The sequence below is a fragment of the Paenibacillus sp. PAMC 26794 genome, assembly GCF_000316035.1.
In the GTDB taxonomy this organism is placed as follows: Bacteria; Bacillota; Bacilli; order Paenibacillales; family Paenibacillaceae; genus Paenibacillus.
Map to the genome: position 1 here is coordinate 39,807 of NZ_ANHX01000027.1, position 15,231 is coordinate 55,037.

A 15,231-nucleotide genomic window follows, 5' to 3' on the forward strand; every position below is an offset into this window, starting at 1 on the left:
AGACAGAGTGGGTTAATAGTAAATAAGTCGTTGTCAACCCATTTTTTTCTTGTTATTATAATCATATGTGTCGATATTAGTCGAGAAAAGGTGGTTTATACGTGAGAGTGCATGTTACTGATCTTAAACCGGGTGACCTGTTACAAAATGATGTATACAACAGTTCGGGTCTCCACATGCTGATGAAAGGTTCCACCCTCAGTGAAGATGATCTATCCAAACTGTTGCAACATGGAATCGAGTACGCAGATGTAGAACACACAACATCCGACCTACACTCTGATGCACAAACCTTACCTTCCGATCAAACCCGTCTGTTAACTAACTTGTTTAACGATACGATCAAAGGTACTGAATCTCTATTTCAACAAGCGATGGAGAAGGGTTTTATTGATGAGACACAGGTCGATGAGATTTTGTTTACCCTAACAGAACAGTTGGAAAAACAAAAAGATGTTGTCTCCTTGTTGCTTATGCTGGACGGGGATAGCGATTATACGTACAACCATTCTTTGCAAGTCGGAATGCTCGCTTTTTATATCGCCGGCTGGATGGGTTACAACCCCGAGGAATGTCTAACGGTAGCCAAAGCAGGATATCTTCATGATATCGGCAAGTCCAAGATTCCTTCTGAAATCTTACATAAACCTGGTAAATTGACCACGGAAGAATTTGACGAAATGAAGAAACACTCATTCTATGGATACGATATCATTAAAGAATCCACGCAGGATGAAATTCTGGCAACGGTCGCACTTCAGCATCATGAGCGCGAGGATGGAAGTGGATATCCTCATGGACTGCGAGGAGACGAGATCCACCCATATGCCCGTATAACGGCTGTAGCAGACGTTTATAGCGCCATGACGACCAATCGGGTGTACCAGACCAAACAGGAACTGATCTCTGTTCTGTGTGAACTGTACAGCCTCAGCTTTGGTCAGTTAAATGCTGAAGCAACGCAGGAACTGATCAAGCACATGCTGCCTAATTTTATCGGTAAAAGGGTTCTGCTCACCACGGGTCAGACGGGACTCATTGTCTTGAATAATCCTGCGGATTATTTCCGACCACTCGTTCAGACCTCTACGGCCTTTATTGATTTAGCGAAAGAAAGAGATATTGCTATCGTTGAGATCTATGTACAGTAACTGTGTAACAAGCATATCTGTTCATTGTACACAGCACACAGTATGGATACGAAGCAATAAACAGGAAGTAGCTTGAATAACCAACTCATAGGTTGGCATATGACAAAAGGGAAGCCGTAATCGGCTTCCCTTTTGTCTATTCCGATTCAATCATGCTGGATTACACGCAGAATGCTTTTGTGATGATAACCAACAGAATGAACAGTACCAAGATTGCACCAGTGTTTGTGAACATATTGTATCCGCCAACGCCGCCTACTCCGCCTACGTTGCCCCCACAGCCATATCCTACTTCGCTCATGTGATTGCCTCCTCTTCATCAGGTATACCCTAACATATGACGTTTCCGGTGGAATGAACCGGGCGAACAGGCAACATTCGATAAATGGTTGTCTGCCTGCATCTACCTGAGTGGATCAGCCTTTTGCTACTCCCTGTTCTTTGCAGGGATCTATATGTCGGAATCCGAATGAACCTGGATGCCTTTTTCCTTGCGGTACATGATAACAAGTAATCTCCAAAATTCATAACTGCCTTTGTCGTTCATAATAAACGGTCGATAATAATCAAACGCTTGCTGCGCCCATGCGGGACAATCCATATTGGAAAATTGCTCCTGTTGCTGAATCCATCCCCCTTGAATCTCCAGCGTTTTCTGCATGGCTTCAAACACTTTCTTCTGCTCAGTGGTCATCGGCGCAGCCTCCTGTTCCTGAGATGCCGTTCCGTATTCAGCCTGTAGATACGCACCCGGTTCCGTCACACCATCTTCGCTGGCTGTATACCCGTAAGATGGTGCACTTGTTTTACGAATCTCATAATGTACATGCGGACCCGTGCTCTGACCCGTGCTTCCCTGATTTCCGATAAGCTGGCCTCGCTTCACTCGTTGTCCAACGGTTACAGCAATCCGCGAAAGGTGCGCATAACAATGCAAATAGCCTCGATGATCCTGAAGTGCTACTGTAAGCCCGTAACCGCCGAATCCAGAGCCCGTAACTCCCTCAGAAGCAAAACGCACCCTGCCCTCCATAAAGGCATAGACGGGGCCATTCCATGGCTCTGTCACGATATCAATTCCGCGATGAAACGTCTGTCCACCATGAATGGGATGAATTCGATAGCCGAATGAACTTGTAATCCGATATCCCTCGAAAGGGTTCGAGCTCATACACTCACATCCTTTTCTATCATTAGATGCTTAAATCTATGAAATGGCTTGTGCTATTGGTATTATTTTATTACAAAAAAGCACCGCTCAGAATATCATTGGGAAAACCTTATGGTCTCTCCAACGCATATTCCAAGCGGCGCGCTATGCCGTTATGAACACTCTATGAGATGTATATATTATTATTTCATTTTAAGCACTACTCACTCCTAATTCAGAGGTCTGTATATGACACCTAGCTGATCCAACTCCTGTCCTGCTCTTCCATAAAATCCGGCTATATACCACCCTACTGGTGCCTCAAGTTTAATTTGATCCGATGTCTTTTGTCCGCCTTCAATCTTATTTCCAAGATTGGTCGACAACTCCACATAAAAGATCCGTTTATCTCCATTTCGTGTCCCCTGACCAATTATTGCCTGGGTTAAGTACTCTCCGTCTGCCAAGGTAAGTGTGGCAATGTTCGATTGACCACCATGTGCCAGGTTCGTTCCATCCCTGTACAGCGTTGAAATGCCGTCTACACGGTTGCCCGAGTTGAGTACAACGGAGCTAGGTCTGGCATCGGGAATCTGATTCAGATCATTAAAGCCAGTCCCTCCAGACCCTCCAATCGTTGAACTAAGTTGGTATTGAGGAGATGTGCTGTACACGAATTCCGCTGTAATCGGATAATGATCGGAGAGTTGCTTTCCACTCAGATCAACAAACGTTTGATTTTCCAAACGGTAGCTCTGTGCATTAAGGGACAACGCTTTACTTCCGCGATACAAAATTTTGTCGACAATTTCATAGTTCGGGCCATTTATATTGCTTGCATCCATAAGGGCGTCTCCATCAGCGGGAATACTCCCACCTCGAATCAAATCGATCCACGGATCTCTTAAACCATTCTCAGACATGAGTAGCTCTATATTGTCAGCCGCACGAGTGTACCGTGTATTGGTATCCCCAAATACGATAACTGCGTTCCCGTCCGAGTGCTCCTTGATGTAATTAGAGAGTTGTCTGATATTATCTCGTCTGGCCTCAAGCGATTTATCATCGCTACCTGCGTCCGCATGCAAGTTGTATACGTCCAATTTCACCTGAGGTGTGATCTCATATGTAGCTGCTGTAAATCCTTTTGGAGTCAATTCATCACTTCCATTGTCGAAAACACCAGATCGCTTATCCCAGGTAATACGCTTCAAGTCACGGAATGGATATTTGGACAGACTGTTCAACCCACTACCAAAACCCGCAATTCCGCTTGTTGTCGTCAAATACGGCAGAGTGACTTGGGATATCAGCTCATTATGATAATTAAAATCCTCTTGTACATTAATGATGTCATAGTCATTTAATTTTTGGGAAATCTGAACGGTGTACTCCTTGGGGTTGGAACTGGATACCAGATCCGGAAGACCACCTACATTGTAACTAAGTACGTTGAATGAACCGGATACCGTTCCACCTTCTGCTGCACTTGCCGTTGATAAAAATAACGGAGAGCTCATAAAAGCAACAACAGCAGACAATACCAACACTGCTCCTTTTTTGACTATACTTCTTCGCATCATATACCTCCTCATATTAGAATCTATTCAAATATATGTAATATTCGTTAGTGGAAGAATAACTCTGGTCTATTCATTTGTAAATATACAAATTGAACTAAATTTTCGCTTGCCACTCCGATAACAGAACAACCTTCTGAACGCTGTTATCCCCAGATTTTTTGAATAAAAATACCCCCTAGAGAGACTTTTTAAAGAGTCTGCTCTAGGGGGTATTCGATCACATGAAATTATATCTACTGCTTAACATCAGCAGCTAGGTTTAGCTTTACGGCTTCGAAAGGCGCTGCATTGGATTAACCAATGGAGCCTTCCATTTCGAACTTGATCAATCTATTCATCTCAACAGCGTATTCCATTGGCAATTCCTTCGTGAATGGCTCAATGAAGCCCATGATAATCATCTGTGTTGCTTCTGCATCAGTCAGACCACGGCTCATCAGGTAGAAGAGCTGATCCTCGGACACTTTGGATACTGTAGCTTCATGCTCCAGCATGATGTTATCATTCATGATTTCATTGTAAGGAATTGTATCCGATGTGGACTCATTATCGAGAATGAGTGTATCACACTTGATATTGGATTTCGCGCCCTCAGCTTGACGTCCAAAGGAAGCCAAACCACGGTACGTTACTTTACCACCATGTTTACTGATGGATTTGGATACGATCGTAGATGTTGTATCCGGAGCCAAGTGAATCATTTTCGCACCTGCATCCTGATGCTGGTTTTTACCAGCTACAGCGATGGAGAGTACAGAACCTTTAGCTCCACGGCCTTTCAGTACAACCGCTGGATATTTCATCGTCAGTTTGGAACCGATGTTACCATCGACCCATTCCATTGTTGCATTTTCTTCTGCAACCGCACGTTTCGTAACGAGGTTGTAGATGTTTGGTGCCCAGTTTTGAATCGTTGTGTAACGAACACGGGCATTTTTCTTACAGATGATCTCAACGACCGCACTATGCAGTGAGTTCGTGCTGTAGATTGGAGCTGTACAGCCCTCTACATAGTGAACGAAGCTGTCTTCGTCCGCAATGATGAGTGTACGCTCGAATTGTCCCATATTCTCGGAGTTAATCCGGAAGTAGGCTTGCAGAGGCACTTCACATTTAACGCCCTTAGGCACGTAGATGAAGCTTCCTCCGGACCATACCGCACTATTCAATGCAGCAAATTTGTTATCTGCTGGCGGAATAATCGTTGCAAAATATTCACGCAGGATTTCCGGATGCTCTCTGAGAGCCGTATCCGTATCCATGAAGATTACACCTTGGTCTTCCAATTCCTTTTGCATGTTGTGGTATACAACCTCGGACTCATACTGAGCCGATACACCTGCAAGGAACTTTTGCTCTGCTTCAGGGATACCCAATTTATCAAAGGTTTCCTTGATTTCGGAAGGAACTTCCTCCCATGTTTTACCTTGTTTTTCAGAAGCACGTACATAATACTGAATTTCATTGAAATCCAATCCGTCGAGATCTCCGCCCCATTTCGGCATTGGCATCTTTTCGAATTGTTTCAAGGATTTCAAACGGAATTCCAACATCCAGTCCGGTTCATTCTTAATCTTGGAAATCTCAGTAACCACTTCTGCAGTCAGACCTTTACCGGTTTGAAAGATGGATTTGTGCTCGTCGCGAAAACCATATTTGTACTCTTCCATTTCTGGTGCTTTTTTAGCCATCTTGCTCTACCTCCCTATCGTTATTGTACTTTGTTCTCTTCGTCAATCCCTTTGCGTAATGCATTCCAGGCCAGAGTGGCACATTTGATGCGTGCAGGGAACTTGTTCACACCGGATAGGGCTTCGAGATCTTCATAATCGTCGAAATCGACTTCCTCACCTTTCATCAGTGAGGAAAAACGGTTAGCGATATCGAGTGCCTGTTCCATCGTTTTGCCTTTGACAGCCTCCGTCATCATCGATGCAGAGGACATGCTGATGGAGCAGCCTTCACCCGTATATTTGGCTTCCTGAACGATTCCGTCTTTCAGCAAAATTTGCAGTGAAATCCGGTCGCCGCACGTTGGATTGTTCAAATTCACCGTGACAGCGTCATTATCAAATGTTCCGCGGTTACGCGGGTTTTTGTAGTGGTCCATTATAACACGTCTGTACAGATCATCAAGTTGCATCGCCAAAATACTCCTTTGTCTGGATTAAGGCGCTGACAAGCCGATCTACATCTTGTTCGTTATTATATAGATAGAAGCTGGCGCGAGCTGTTGAGCTAACTTCAAGCCAGCGCATTAGCGGTTGACAGCAATGGTGTCCGGCACGAATGGCTACGCCACTCGCATCCAGCACGGTTGCCACATCATGCGGATGAACATCCCCCAGATTAAAGGTAACGACACCCACATGCCGCTTGGCTGGACCATAGATGGTTAACCCATCGATTTCGGCCAGTCGTTCCGTTGCATAAGCTGCCAGCACACTTTCATGATGTGCAATCTCATCCATACCAATCTGCTCCAGAAAATCAATGGCAGCTCCCAACCCTACCGCACCGGCGATAATTGGGGTTCCACCTTCAAACTTCCAAGGAAGCTCTTTCCAGTTGGATTCGTACAGACCCACATCATCAATCATTTCACCACCGAACTCAATGGGTTCCATGGACTCCAGCAGCGCCTTTTTGCCGTAGAGTGCACCGATTCCGGTTGGTCCGCACATTTTATGACCAGATAATGCATAGAAATCACAGTCCAGATCCTGAACGTCCACCTTCATGTGAGGTGTGCTTTGTGCGCCATCAACAACGATGACAGCACCATTACGATGTGCAATTTCAGCAATTTGTTTCACTGGATGGATCAGACCCATAACATTGGATACATAAGCGATTGCTACAATTTTAGTATTGTTCGTAATCGTCTTCTCTACATCAGCCAATTCAATATGACCGTCAGGCTGAAGTGGAATGTATTTCAATGTTGCACCTGTCTCCTTGGCAACCTGCTGCCAAGGAATCAGATTACTATGGTGCTCCATTTGCGTGATAACAATTTCATCGCCTTCTTTGCAATTAGCGCGGGCGTACGATGAAGCCACCAGATTGAGGGCTGTCGTTGTCCCGCGAGTAAAGATAATCTCCTGTGTACGGCGGGCATTGATAAACTTGGCTACCTTCTCACGTGCGCCTTCGTAAGCGTCAGTTGCACGGCTTCCAAGGGTATGAACACCGCGGTGTACGTTGGAGTTCTCATACTCATAATAATGCTTGACTGCTTCGATCACAGCATGAGGCTTCTGTGAAGTTGCAGCACTATCTAAATATACGAGCGGATGTCCGTTAATTTCCTGGTGGAGGATCGGGAACTGCTCGCGAATGGACGGGTTCATTGTCCCAGCTTCTTCTCAATCAGGGACTGCAATTGGGTGCGCAGTGCTTCCAGAGGAATATCCGCCACCACCGGAGCCAGGAAGCCATAGATGATAAGGCGTTCGGCATCCGTACGGTTAATTCCGCGCGACATCAAGTAATGAATCTGCTCGGCATTGACTTGACCAACAGAAGCCGCGTGACCTGCTGTTACATCATCCTCGTCAATAAGAAGGATTGGATTGGCGTCTCCACGTGCTTTAGGGCTCAGCATCAACACTTTCTCTGTCTGCTGTCCATCGGCTTTGGTAGCGCCTTTCTCAATCTTCGTGATCCCGTTGATGATTGCAGAAGCTTCTTCACGCATAACTGCACGTGTAATCATCTGACTTGGTGTATTCTTGCCGAAGTGACGAGCTTCTGTGGTGTAGTTGATTTTCTGCGAACCGGAACCTACAGCGATGACTTTGGAATCAGAACTTGATCCATTGCCTTTCAGCACGGTCATCGTGTTGCTCGCTGTGTCGCCATTGTTCATTTCGCCTACAATCCACTCGATGGAAGCATCATTCTCCAACACTGCACGACGGAATGAAACATCAGTTACATTTACACTCAGTTGATGAACCGATGCGAAACGTACTTTAGCACCAGATTTTGCGAATACTTCCACAACACCATTATGGAAAACAGGTGCGGACAATTCGCCAGATACATAGTTATCAACATAAGTTACTGAACTGTTTGCTTCTACAACAACAAGCACGTGAGGTGCAAACGTTGCAGATGCGTCATCCGTAAGCAACACTGCTTGCAGTGGTACTTCAATTTCGACATTTTTCGGAACATACAGGAAGACCCCGCCATTCCAAAGTGCCGCATGCAATGCAGCGAGGGAATGCTCATCCGCTTTCACTGCTGTGTTCAGATATGGTTTTACCAAATCACCGTGTTCGCGAACCGCTGTAGCCAGATCCGTGAAGATAACTCCTTTTGCTACCAGATCAGCAGACACCTTGGAGTATACCGTACCGGAATTGCGCTGGATAACCAGACTGCCTTCAGCTTGATCCTGAACCAGATCTTTGATAGAAGCAGGTACTTCTGTCAAAGAAGAAATAGCCTCACTTGCTTTATATGTTCCGTACTCGCTGACATTCCAGCGTTCGATTTTTTGTTTTTCCAGTTTAGGAAGCGCAAGCCCGCTCGCAAGCTTCAAAGCTTCGAGCCGCTGTTCGGTCAACCAGCCGGGTTCATTGTTGCTTTCCGACAAGGCGCGAAGCGCTTCAGATTCAACCGGAAGAATTGTTTGTGTAGTCATTGATTAATCCTCCTCCGTTTTGTCTTTACGCTTCTTGGCCTACAGTTTCGTCTGTAATTCCCAGCTCTGCCTTTACCCAGTCATACCCTTCCGCTTCCAGACGGTGAGCCAATTCAGGTCCGCCGGATTTCACGATACGACCTTGCATCATTACGTGAACATAGTCAGGCGTAATGTAGTTCAACAGACGTTGGTAGTGAGTGATGATCAGGAAGCCACGATCTTCGCTCTTCATAGCGTTCACACCGTCAGCCACGATTTTCAGAGCATCGATGTCCAGACCGGAGTCAATTTCATCAAGTACTACGATTTTCGGATCAAGCAGCATCATTTGCAGAATCTCGTTACGTTTTTTCTCACCACCGGAGAAACCTTCATTCAGGTAACGATGAGCGAACTCAGGGTTCATGTCGAGTTCTTTCATTTTACCTTCCATTTGACGAATGAACTTGATCAGAGAAATCTCGTTACCTTCGCCACGACGTGCGTTAATTGCACTACGCAAGAAGTCGGAGTTTGTAACACCTGCAATTTCACTTGGGTATTGCATAGCCAGGAAGAGACCTGCACGTGCGCGCTCATCTACAGCCATATCCAATACATCTTCACCATCAAGTGTAATTGTACCGTCTGTTACTTCATATTTCGGGTGACCCATCAATGCAGAAGCCAGAGTGGATTTACCTGTTCCGTTCGGACCCATGATTGCGTGGATTTCTCCACCTTTCATTTCCAGGTTGATGCCTTTCAGGATTTCCTTACCTTCGATCGTCGCTTTCAGACCTTCAATGACGAAATTCGTAGCCATGTGTATTGTTTCCCTCCATTGATTAAATTGATGTTAGTTGTCGAAAACGAAAAAGCGCCTATTATATCTGAACAGGGCTTCCCCTGAATTTCTCCTGGACTCGATTCTTAAAGCAAGAACACTTTAGAATAATTCTAAACTGATTCTCAATGATAATCAAGTCATTTCCTAAGAACCCTGTCCCTTGCATGAAACCTTATTCTTTCTGATTCTATAGTAAAAGACGAATTGAATCAAATCAGAAAACATCTTACGCACAAATGCACAGTGAGAAAAATCACAGCAATTCAAGCTTTTATGTCATCTTCTATACACTAATTTAAAAAAGGACTTATCCATATTATGGACAAGTCCCTCTGTTAATAACGTTACCATTTACAATTTGAGCATCTCGTTAATCTTCTGTACCTGTTCGTCAAAATCCGCAACATCCACCACCGGCGTCATTTCGCGCGGCACCGGACCATTCGGAATAGAAATCCATGAACGACAACCGTTATATTCAGGCAGTACGGGGATTTCCATCGGTTCTTTCAAAAGGTACACACGTAAAATCAATACATGGAGCGGATCTTTCCGTTTCCATTTCAAACGGTCTTCGGCAAAATCCGCTGTCCACATATGAAAGTCAAGAAGTCGATCCAGCATCTCCTGATCTCGTATCTCCAGATCCTGCGTTACTTCGGCATATGCAGTAATACGGATTGTCGAAGCTTCAGGCACCCATTCGGCCAGTGATTCTTCAACATAGGATTGATCCGAGGACTTAATCAGTTCTTTACGCTGATGTTCATAAGTCGGATACAGATAAAACGCCGGACTTTTCAGCTCAAAATGTCGGGTTTCCTCTACAATCCCACCTTTGCGCATCACCATAATCTGGCGACCCGTTTCCAGTGCTTTGATTGCAGAAGCCCATTCTTTTAAAGCCGGTATCGTTGGTTCTAACATAAGCGGTCCCCTCCCCAATCGTTCTTGTCAGCAGTATAGACGCTTAGGGCGTTTCTGACAACATGATCGGGGATCAGAAAGCTTACGCAAGAGACCCACTTGTATTAGGCAAAATCTTGGCTATATTAACCTAGGAAAGAGCGAAGCATCCACATGTGTTTCTCCAGGTCAGCCTTAAAGCCTGTCAGCATATCGGATGTTGGTTGATCTTCAGCTGCATCTGCAACTTCGATACCTTCCTGATATTCATTCGAAAGTGTAGCGAAGTCCTCGATCAGGTTTTGCACCATTGTTTTTGCGTCTTCTCCGCCTGCTGCTTCCTGGATAGAGGAAAGCTCCAGATACTCTTTCATTGTAGCCGCTGGGCTACCTTTCAGCGTAAGGATACGCTCTGCGATTTCATCCATTTGTACTGTAACTTCGTTGTAGAACTCTTCGAATTTCACATGCAACGTGAAGAAGTTAGGTCCTTTAACGTACCAGTGATAGTTATGGATTTTAACATACAATACGTTCAGGTTAGCTACCTGACGATTAAGTACTTGTTCCACCGATTTTGCTTGATCTGTTTTGTTTTTTGTAGCCATATTAATCCCATCCTTTTATTTAAAATTAGTCTGTCATGCCATGATAAGCAGGTTGTCCCACAATGCATAACAGAGAGTTAATAATGTGTCACCACATGTAGTGGAGAGGCTTGTTAACGGCGGTTCTCTCAACCGTCTGGCCTATTTGTTTTTACCCTTGAATCGGAAGTTCGAATCAGGATCGACTTGACTTGTCTCAAAAAAAAGTTCAAAAACCGGGCTATTTCCGATATACTGACATATACCAAGCAAAGAAGTGGGTTTTCCTGTTTCTTCATATATATGGAGGTGGCACCTTTGTCCCAATATCGCCCGTTTACCCCCCAGGATGCAATTGAACTGGCCAAAACATTACCGGGTCCATTTGCGGCAGATGCAAATCTGGATTGTCACGAGATCGGCGACGGCAATCTGAATTTGGTTTTCCACATCACGGATCAGAACTCCGATAAAAGTATCATTATCAAACAGGCGCTTCCTTATGCGAAAGTGGTTGGAGAATCATGGCCGCTCTCTCTGGTACGTGCCCGAATTGAACGTGAAATTCTTCAGGAAGAGTATCGTTTGTGTCCAGGGATGGTACCCGAAGTGTATCATTACGATGATGACCTCGCGCTAACGGTTATGGAAGATCTGAGTGATCATGTGATCATGCGCAAAGGCCTGATCGAAGGTGTTTCTTATCCTCTTTTTGCACAACATATTGGGGAATTCATGGCAAGAACGCTGTTCTTCACATCCGACTTGGGCATGGATCAGCAATTGAAGAAGGAACAACAGGGCAGATTCATTAATCCGGACCAATGCAAAATAACGGAGGATCTGATCTTTGATGAACCCTACCGGATCGCTGAGAAAAATAATTATGATGCTTCCATTGAAGATGAGGCTGAAGCCCTTCGCACAGATGGAGAGCTTCACCTTGAAGTGGCATTACTACGGGAAAAATTCCTGACACTTGGGCAGGCACTGCTTCATGGAGATCTGCATACAGGCAGTATTTTTGTTACACCTGAATCGACCAAAGTCATCGATCCCGAATTTGCATATTACGGACCCATGGGATTCGATGTTGGTGCAGTCCTTGCGAACCTGCTCTTGAATTACGCATCCCTGCCAGGATGGATTCAGGATGAGACTGCTTTGCAGGAGCGTGAAACGCTTTTGCTGAATATGGTTCGTGATGTATGGACTGAATTCGAATCTCGTTTCCGTGCCCTCTGGGTTAATGACCTCGTTGATCCGATGGCAAAAACGCCAGGGTATCAGGATCTATATGTGCAACAATTGTTCAGAGATTCCATTGGCTTTGCAGGTGCCAAAATGGTTCGTCGTATCGTGGGACTTGCTCACGTGGCGGATATAGATACCATTCCAAATGCGACTGAACGTGAACATGCTCAGCGTAAATCATTGGCCATTGGTAAAGCATTGATCAAGAACAATCGTCGCTTGAATACCATCGGTGAAGTACTGGATATTGTATCTACAGCTGTTACTACTACTAAGGTTTAACATAAGGAACGGAGGAACCACCCATGACAACCCCTAAATATCAGCCTCTGTCCTCTCTCATCTGGAAAAAGGACAAGCTTGAAATGCTTGACCAGCGTCTGCTGCCCGAAACGATCCTCATGCTGAAGTTGTACACACCCGAGGAAGTATGGGAATCCATCCACTCCATGAAAGTACGCGGTGCTCCAGCGATTGGCATTGCTGCTGCATTTGGTGTCGTACTGGGTGCGAAGTCATATGACGGAACGACCATTCAAGGTTGGTTGGACCACGTAAAATCCATATGTGCTCATCTGGCTACTTCCCGTCCAACAGCGGTGAACCTGTTCTGGGCACTGGATCGCATGATGCAAAGAGCAAATGTGGTCGTTGAATCCGGCCTGAGCCTAGATGAGGGCAATGATGCTCTTGAAGTGGAAGCTCTGTTGATCCAGAAGGAAGATGAAGAAGTGTGCCGCATGATCGGCGAGAATGCACTGCCTTTGTTCGAAGATGGTATGGGTGTACTCACTCACTGTAATGCAGGTGGACTGGCTACTGCGAAATATGGTACGGCAACTGCTCCAATGTATCTCGCACAGGAACGTGGCATTCACCTGAAGGTATTTGCAGACGAGACTCGTCCCGTACTTCAGGGTGCACGCCTGACTGCATTTGAGTTACAGCAAGCCGGCATTGACGTTACGCTGCTCTGTGATAACATGGCAGGCATGGTGATGTCCAAAGGCTGGATTCAAGCCGTTATCGTCGGAACGGATCGTGTTGCAGCGAATGGTGACGTAGCTAACAAAATCGGAACCTACAGCGTAGCCGTGCTTGCCAAAGCACACAATATTCCGTTCTATGTAGCAAGCCCATTGTCGACTATCGACTTATCTACTCCATCCGGAGATCTTATTCCGATTGAGGAACGTGCTGCGGAGGAAGTGACCGAAGGATTTGGTAAACGTACAGCACCGCAAGGTGTTAAAGTATACAATCCAGCATTTGACGTAACGCCTAACGAATATGTAACAGCTATTATCACGGAGAAAGGCGTTGTTCGCGCACCTTTCCAAGAAAATCTGGCTGCCTTGTTCGCAAAGGAAGAAGCTTAATTTAATGAGAAGCGTTCGTGTGTATAGAGGTGGGAGCTACGATGTGCCTGGCTCTGCATTACGACGCTAAATAAGGGCTTCCCATATGGGAGCCCTTTTGTTAGTAATTAGATCATTTTCAACAAAGCCTCTACACCCGTCATGCCAACCGTAATGCCCATGGCCTCGGCTTCTGTTGTCACCGACTCCATAGGTGCATGCAACAATTGCTCCAGTGTACGCACACCAACCGCCCGAGCCGCAATAATTTTGCGATCCCCAAGCTTCTCATTAAGTAATCCCACGTCGAGTGCTCCGCACATGATATATCCTTTGGATGTGTTGATGGTCAACAACGTTGTTTTCGGTAGCTTGACTTCTACCCCAACCAATACATGCTCTCCAACTACAATAGGCTCCATCGTCACCATAATTTCCCGATCCACCTCCTCTTCCACAGGTCACGATAATTGTATGCCTCATTCTGTATTGTCGTGTGGACACCTGCCGGGTTTGAGAAAATGTAGGTACTTACAGCTTAAATGTATTGTTGCTAATTCTCTTCGCAGACTTAGATAGTAGAAATATGCTTAGTTGGAATATAAAAAGTCACCTCAGAAATGAGGCAGCTCAGATACAATTTTTTAATAATCATAATCCGGTCATTTTCTACTATTATGATCTATACTCTAGGCACGCCAGTCTTTATCATTTATGTATGTATCGACTGAACTTGAATATTGCTTCTTAAGACTATCTCTTTTTAACTCATACTCTTCTTCATTAATAATATTCGCTGCAAACATTTTATCTAATTTGTCTAATTCCATAGTTAATACTCTCACATTACCTGCTGCATGTTCTAATTTTTCTTGATTTTTATCTACTTTATATGTCTTGTACAAGCTTATTATTAAAAGTATAAATGCAACAAGATACAAGAGTTTCGTTAGTGGGTTATCATTTCCTAATTGAGATGAGGATAGAACTCCTAAAATAAATATAATCGCCCATAACCATTTTTTCATATTGCTCATATGTAGACCTCGCTTCCTAATTATGGAACGATTATACCATGCCTAAAGGAGTGGGTCTAGGGAATTAGATGGGAGGAATAGGAAAGGAGGAAAGAACAACAAAAAGAGATTAGTCCACACTATAAATCCATACCAGACAACAGCTTGCCCCACTTCTCAAACGTCACAAAATTGAATCACAAATGAACTTTTCGAGCTTTTTTCAAGTCCTTTCAAACACTTATGAAAACTAATGAAAGCTTGTCCCATATGGGTCCATGACGTATACCAGTACGTTTCGTACTCTAATCCAAAATGGGATACGGTAGTTGCTCCGCACATGATATATCCTTTTGATGTGTTAGTGGTCAACAACGTTGTTTTGGGCAGCTTGACTTCTACCCCAACCAATACATGCTCTCCAACTACAATAGGCTCCATCGTCACCATAATTTCCCGATCCACCTCCTCTTCCACAGGTCACGATAATTGTATGCCTCATTCTGTATTGTCGTGTGGACACCTGCCGTGTTTGAGAAAATGTAGGTACTTACAGTTCAAAAACAATGTTGGTAATTCCCCTCGCAAACTTAGATAGTAGAACTATGATTTCATGGGAATATAAAAAGCCACCTCAGAAATGAGGCAGCTCTCATAATAATCATTAATATTTTTGAGCGTCTATAAGTTCATCAAGGTCGTACTTTAAATTATAATCTGTGTATATTACTCTAAGTCTT

General features: G+C 44.7%; 16 protein-coding genes. 3 read left to right on the plus strand and 13 right to left on the minus strand.

Going from position 1 to position 15,231, the window contains the following annotated elements; translation table 11 throughout:
• Positions 1-101: 101 nt before the first annotated feature.
• Entirely contained in the window at positions 102-1,151 is a 1,050-nt protein-coding gene (locus D829_RS0114015; protein WP_017689532.1) for an HD-GYP domain-containing protein, read from the plus strand.
• Between the two features lie 160 nt (positions 1,152-1,311).
• Here the strand turns inward: D829_RS0114015 and D829_RS33715 are convergent, their stop codons facing one another.
• From D829_RS33715 to D829_RS0114065, 10 genes are all read right to left on the minus strand, one after another.
• Positions 1,312-1,452: a hypothetical protein gene (locus D829_RS33715; RefSeq protein WP_017689533.1), complete on the minus strand. Its 141-nt coding sequence runs from the start codon at positions 1,450-1,452 to the stop codon at positions 1,312-1,314.
• Between the two features lie 150 nt (positions 1,453-1,602).
• Entirely contained in the window at positions 1,603-2,322 is a 720-nt protein-coding gene (locus D829_RS32440; RefSeq protein WP_017689534.1) for a M23 family metallopeptidase, read from the minus strand.
• Between the two features lie 209 nt (positions 2,323-2,531).
• On the minus strand, positions 2,532-3,881 hold the full coding sequence (locus D829_RS0114030) for a jacalin-like lectin (RefSeq protein WP_017689535.1): 1,350 nt from the start codon (positions 3,879-3,881) through the stop codon (positions 2,532-2,534).
• A gap of 296 nt (positions 3,882-4,177) precedes the next feature.
• Positions 4,178-5,575 carry a Fe-S cluster assembly protein SufB gene (gene sufB / locus D829_RS0114035; RefSeq protein ID WP_017689536.1) on the minus strand — a complete coding sequence of 466 codons (1,398 nt, stop codon included), beginning with the start codon at positions 5,573-5,575 and terminating at the stop codon, positions 4,178-4,180.
• 20 nt (positions 5,576-5,595) lie between these two features.
• A complete protein-coding gene (gene sufU / locus D829_RS0114040; protein WP_017689537.1) occupies positions 5,596-6,027 on the minus strand; it encodes a Fe-S cluster assembly sulfur transfer protein SufU in 432 nt (143 codons plus the stop codon).
• On the minus strand, positions 6,017-7,237 hold the full coding sequence (locus D829_RS0114045) for a cysteine desulfurase (RefSeq protein WP_017689538.1): 1,221 nt from the start codon (positions 7,235-7,237) through the stop codon (positions 6,017-6,019). Before D829_RS0114045 ends, sufU begins: the two co-directional genes overlap by 11 nt.
• Positions 7,234-8,538: a Fe-S cluster assembly protein SufD gene (gene sufD, locus D829_RS0114050; RefSeq protein ID WP_017689539.1), complete on the minus strand. Its 1,305-nt coding sequence runs from the start codon at positions 8,536-8,538 to the stop codon at positions 7,234-7,236. The genes D829_RS0114045 and sufD overlap by 4 nt, the downstream gene beginning before the upstream one ends.
• 25 nt (positions 8,539-8,563) lie before the next feature.
• Positions 8,564-9,346, minus strand: a complete 783-nt coding sequence (gene sufC / locus D829_RS0114055) for a Fe-S cluster assembly ATPase SufC (RefSeq protein WP_017689540.1) — start codon at positions 9,344-9,346, stop codon at positions 8,564-8,566.
• Between the two features lie 375 nt (positions 9,347-9,721).
• Positions 9,722-10,297 carry a DUF1802 family protein gene (locus tag D829_RS0114060; protein ID WP_017689541.1) on the minus strand — a complete coding sequence of 192 codons (576 nt, stop codon included), beginning with the start codon at positions 10,295-10,297 and terminating at the stop codon, positions 9,722-9,724.
• A gap of 125 nt (positions 10,298-10,422) precedes the next feature.
• Positions 10,423-10,884 carry a Dps family protein gene (locus tag D829_RS0114065; protein WP_017689542.1) on the minus strand — a complete coding sequence of 154 codons (462 nt, stop codon included), beginning with the start codon at positions 10,882-10,884 and terminating at the stop codon, positions 10,423-10,425.
• Positions 10,885-11,181: 297 nt separating this feature from the next.
• Here D829_RS0114065 and mtnK point away from each other — a divergent pair, with 297 nt between their 5' ends.
• Both mtnK and mtnA read left to right on the plus strand, forming a co-directional pair.
• Entirely contained in the window at positions 11,182-12,399 is a 1,218-nt protein-coding gene (mtnK, locus tag D829_RS0114070; RefSeq protein ID WP_017689543.1) for an S-methyl-5-thioribose kinase, read from the plus strand.
• A gap of 23 nt (positions 12,400-12,422) precedes the next feature.
• On the plus strand, positions 12,423-13,496 hold the full coding sequence (gene mtnA, locus D829_RS0114075; protein ID WP_017689544.1) for an S-methyl-5-thioribose-1-phosphate isomerase: 1,074 nt from the start codon (positions 12,423-12,425) through the stop codon (positions 13,494-13,496).
• Positions 13,497-13,603: 107 nt separating this feature from the next.
• On the opposite strand, the gene D829_RS0114080 is transcribed toward mtnA, so the two are convergent.
• The 3 genes from D829_RS0114080 to D829_RS34045 all read right to left on the minus strand — a co-directional run bounded on the left by D829_RS0114080 (position 13,604) and on the right by D829_RS34045 (position 14,941).
• Positions 13,604-13,906 carry a DUF1805 domain-containing protein gene (locus tag D829_RS0114080; protein ID WP_017689545.1) on the minus strand — a complete coding sequence of 101 codons (303 nt, stop codon included), beginning with the start codon at positions 13,904-13,906 and terminating at the stop codon, positions 13,604-13,606.
• Positions 13,907-14,164: 258 nt separating this feature from the next.
• Entirely contained in the window at positions 14,165-14,512 is a 348-nt protein-coding gene (locus tag D829_RS0114085) for an SHOCT domain-containing protein (protein ID WP_017689546.1), read from the minus strand.
• A gap of 156 nt (positions 14,513-14,668) precedes the next feature.
• Positions 14,669-14,941, minus strand: coding sequence for a hypothetical protein (locus D829_RS34045; protein WP_017689547.1), 273 nt, complete (start codon positions 14,939-14,941; stop codon positions 14,669-14,671).
• Between the last annotated feature and the right edge of the window lie 290 nt (positions 14,942-15,231).

Bases quoted from the DNA above. Each gene is read 5' to 3' on its own strand.
- sufC (WP_017689540.1), bottom strand. From the start codon at position 9,346: ATGGCTACGAATTTCGTCATTGAAGGTCTGAAAGCGACGATCGAAGGT.
- D829_RS0114060 (WP_017689541.1), bottom strand. From the start codon at position 10,297: ATGTTAGAACCAACGATACCGGCTTTAAAAGAATGGGCTTCTGCAATC.
- mtnA (WP_017689544.1), top strand. From the start codon at position 12,423: ATGACAACCCCTAAATATCAGCCTCTGTCCTCTCTCATCTGGAAAAAG.
- D829_RS34045 (WP_017689547.1), bottom strand. From the start codon at position 14,941: ATGGTGACGATGGAGCCTATTGTAGTTGGAGAGCATGTATTGGTTGGG.
- sufB (WP_017689536.1), bottom strand. From the start codon at position 5,575: ATGGCTAAAAAAGCACCAGAAATGGAAGAGTACAAATATGGTTTTCGC.
- D829_RS0114030 (WP_017689535.1), bottom strand. From the start codon at position 3,881: ATGCGAAGAAGTATAGTCAAAAAAGGAGCAGTGTTGGTATTGTCTGCT.
- sufU (WP_017689537.1), bottom strand. From the start codon at position 6,027: ATGCAACTTGATGATCTGTACAGACGTGTTATAATGGACCACTACAAA.
- sufD (WP_017689539.1), bottom strand. From the start codon at position 8,538: ATGACTACACAAACAATTCTTCCGGTTGAATCTGAAGCGCTTCGCGCC.
- D829_RS33715 (WP_017689533.1), bottom strand. From the start codon at position 1,452: ATGAGCGAAGTAGGATATGGCTGTGGGGGCAACGTAGGCGGAGTAGGC.
- D829_RS0114080 (WP_017689545.1), bottom strand. From the start codon at position 13,906: ATGGTGACGATGGAGCCTATTGTAGTTGGAGAGCATGTATTGGTTGGG.
- D829_RS32440 (WP_017689534.1), bottom strand. From the start codon at position 2,322: ATGAGCTCGAACCCTTTCGAGGGATATCGGATTACAAGTTCATTCGGC.
- D829_RS0114085 (WP_017689546.1), bottom strand. From the start codon at position 14,512: ATGAGCAATATGAAAAAATGGTTATGGGCGATTATATTTATTTTAGGA.
- D829_RS0114065 (WP_017689542.1), bottom strand. From the start codon at position 10,884: ATGGCTACAAAAAACAAAACAGATCAAGCAAAATCGGTGGAACAAGTA.
- D829_RS0114045 (WP_017689538.1), bottom strand. From the start codon at position 7,237: ATGAACCCGTCCATTCGCGAGCAGTTCCCGATCCTCCACCAGGAAATT.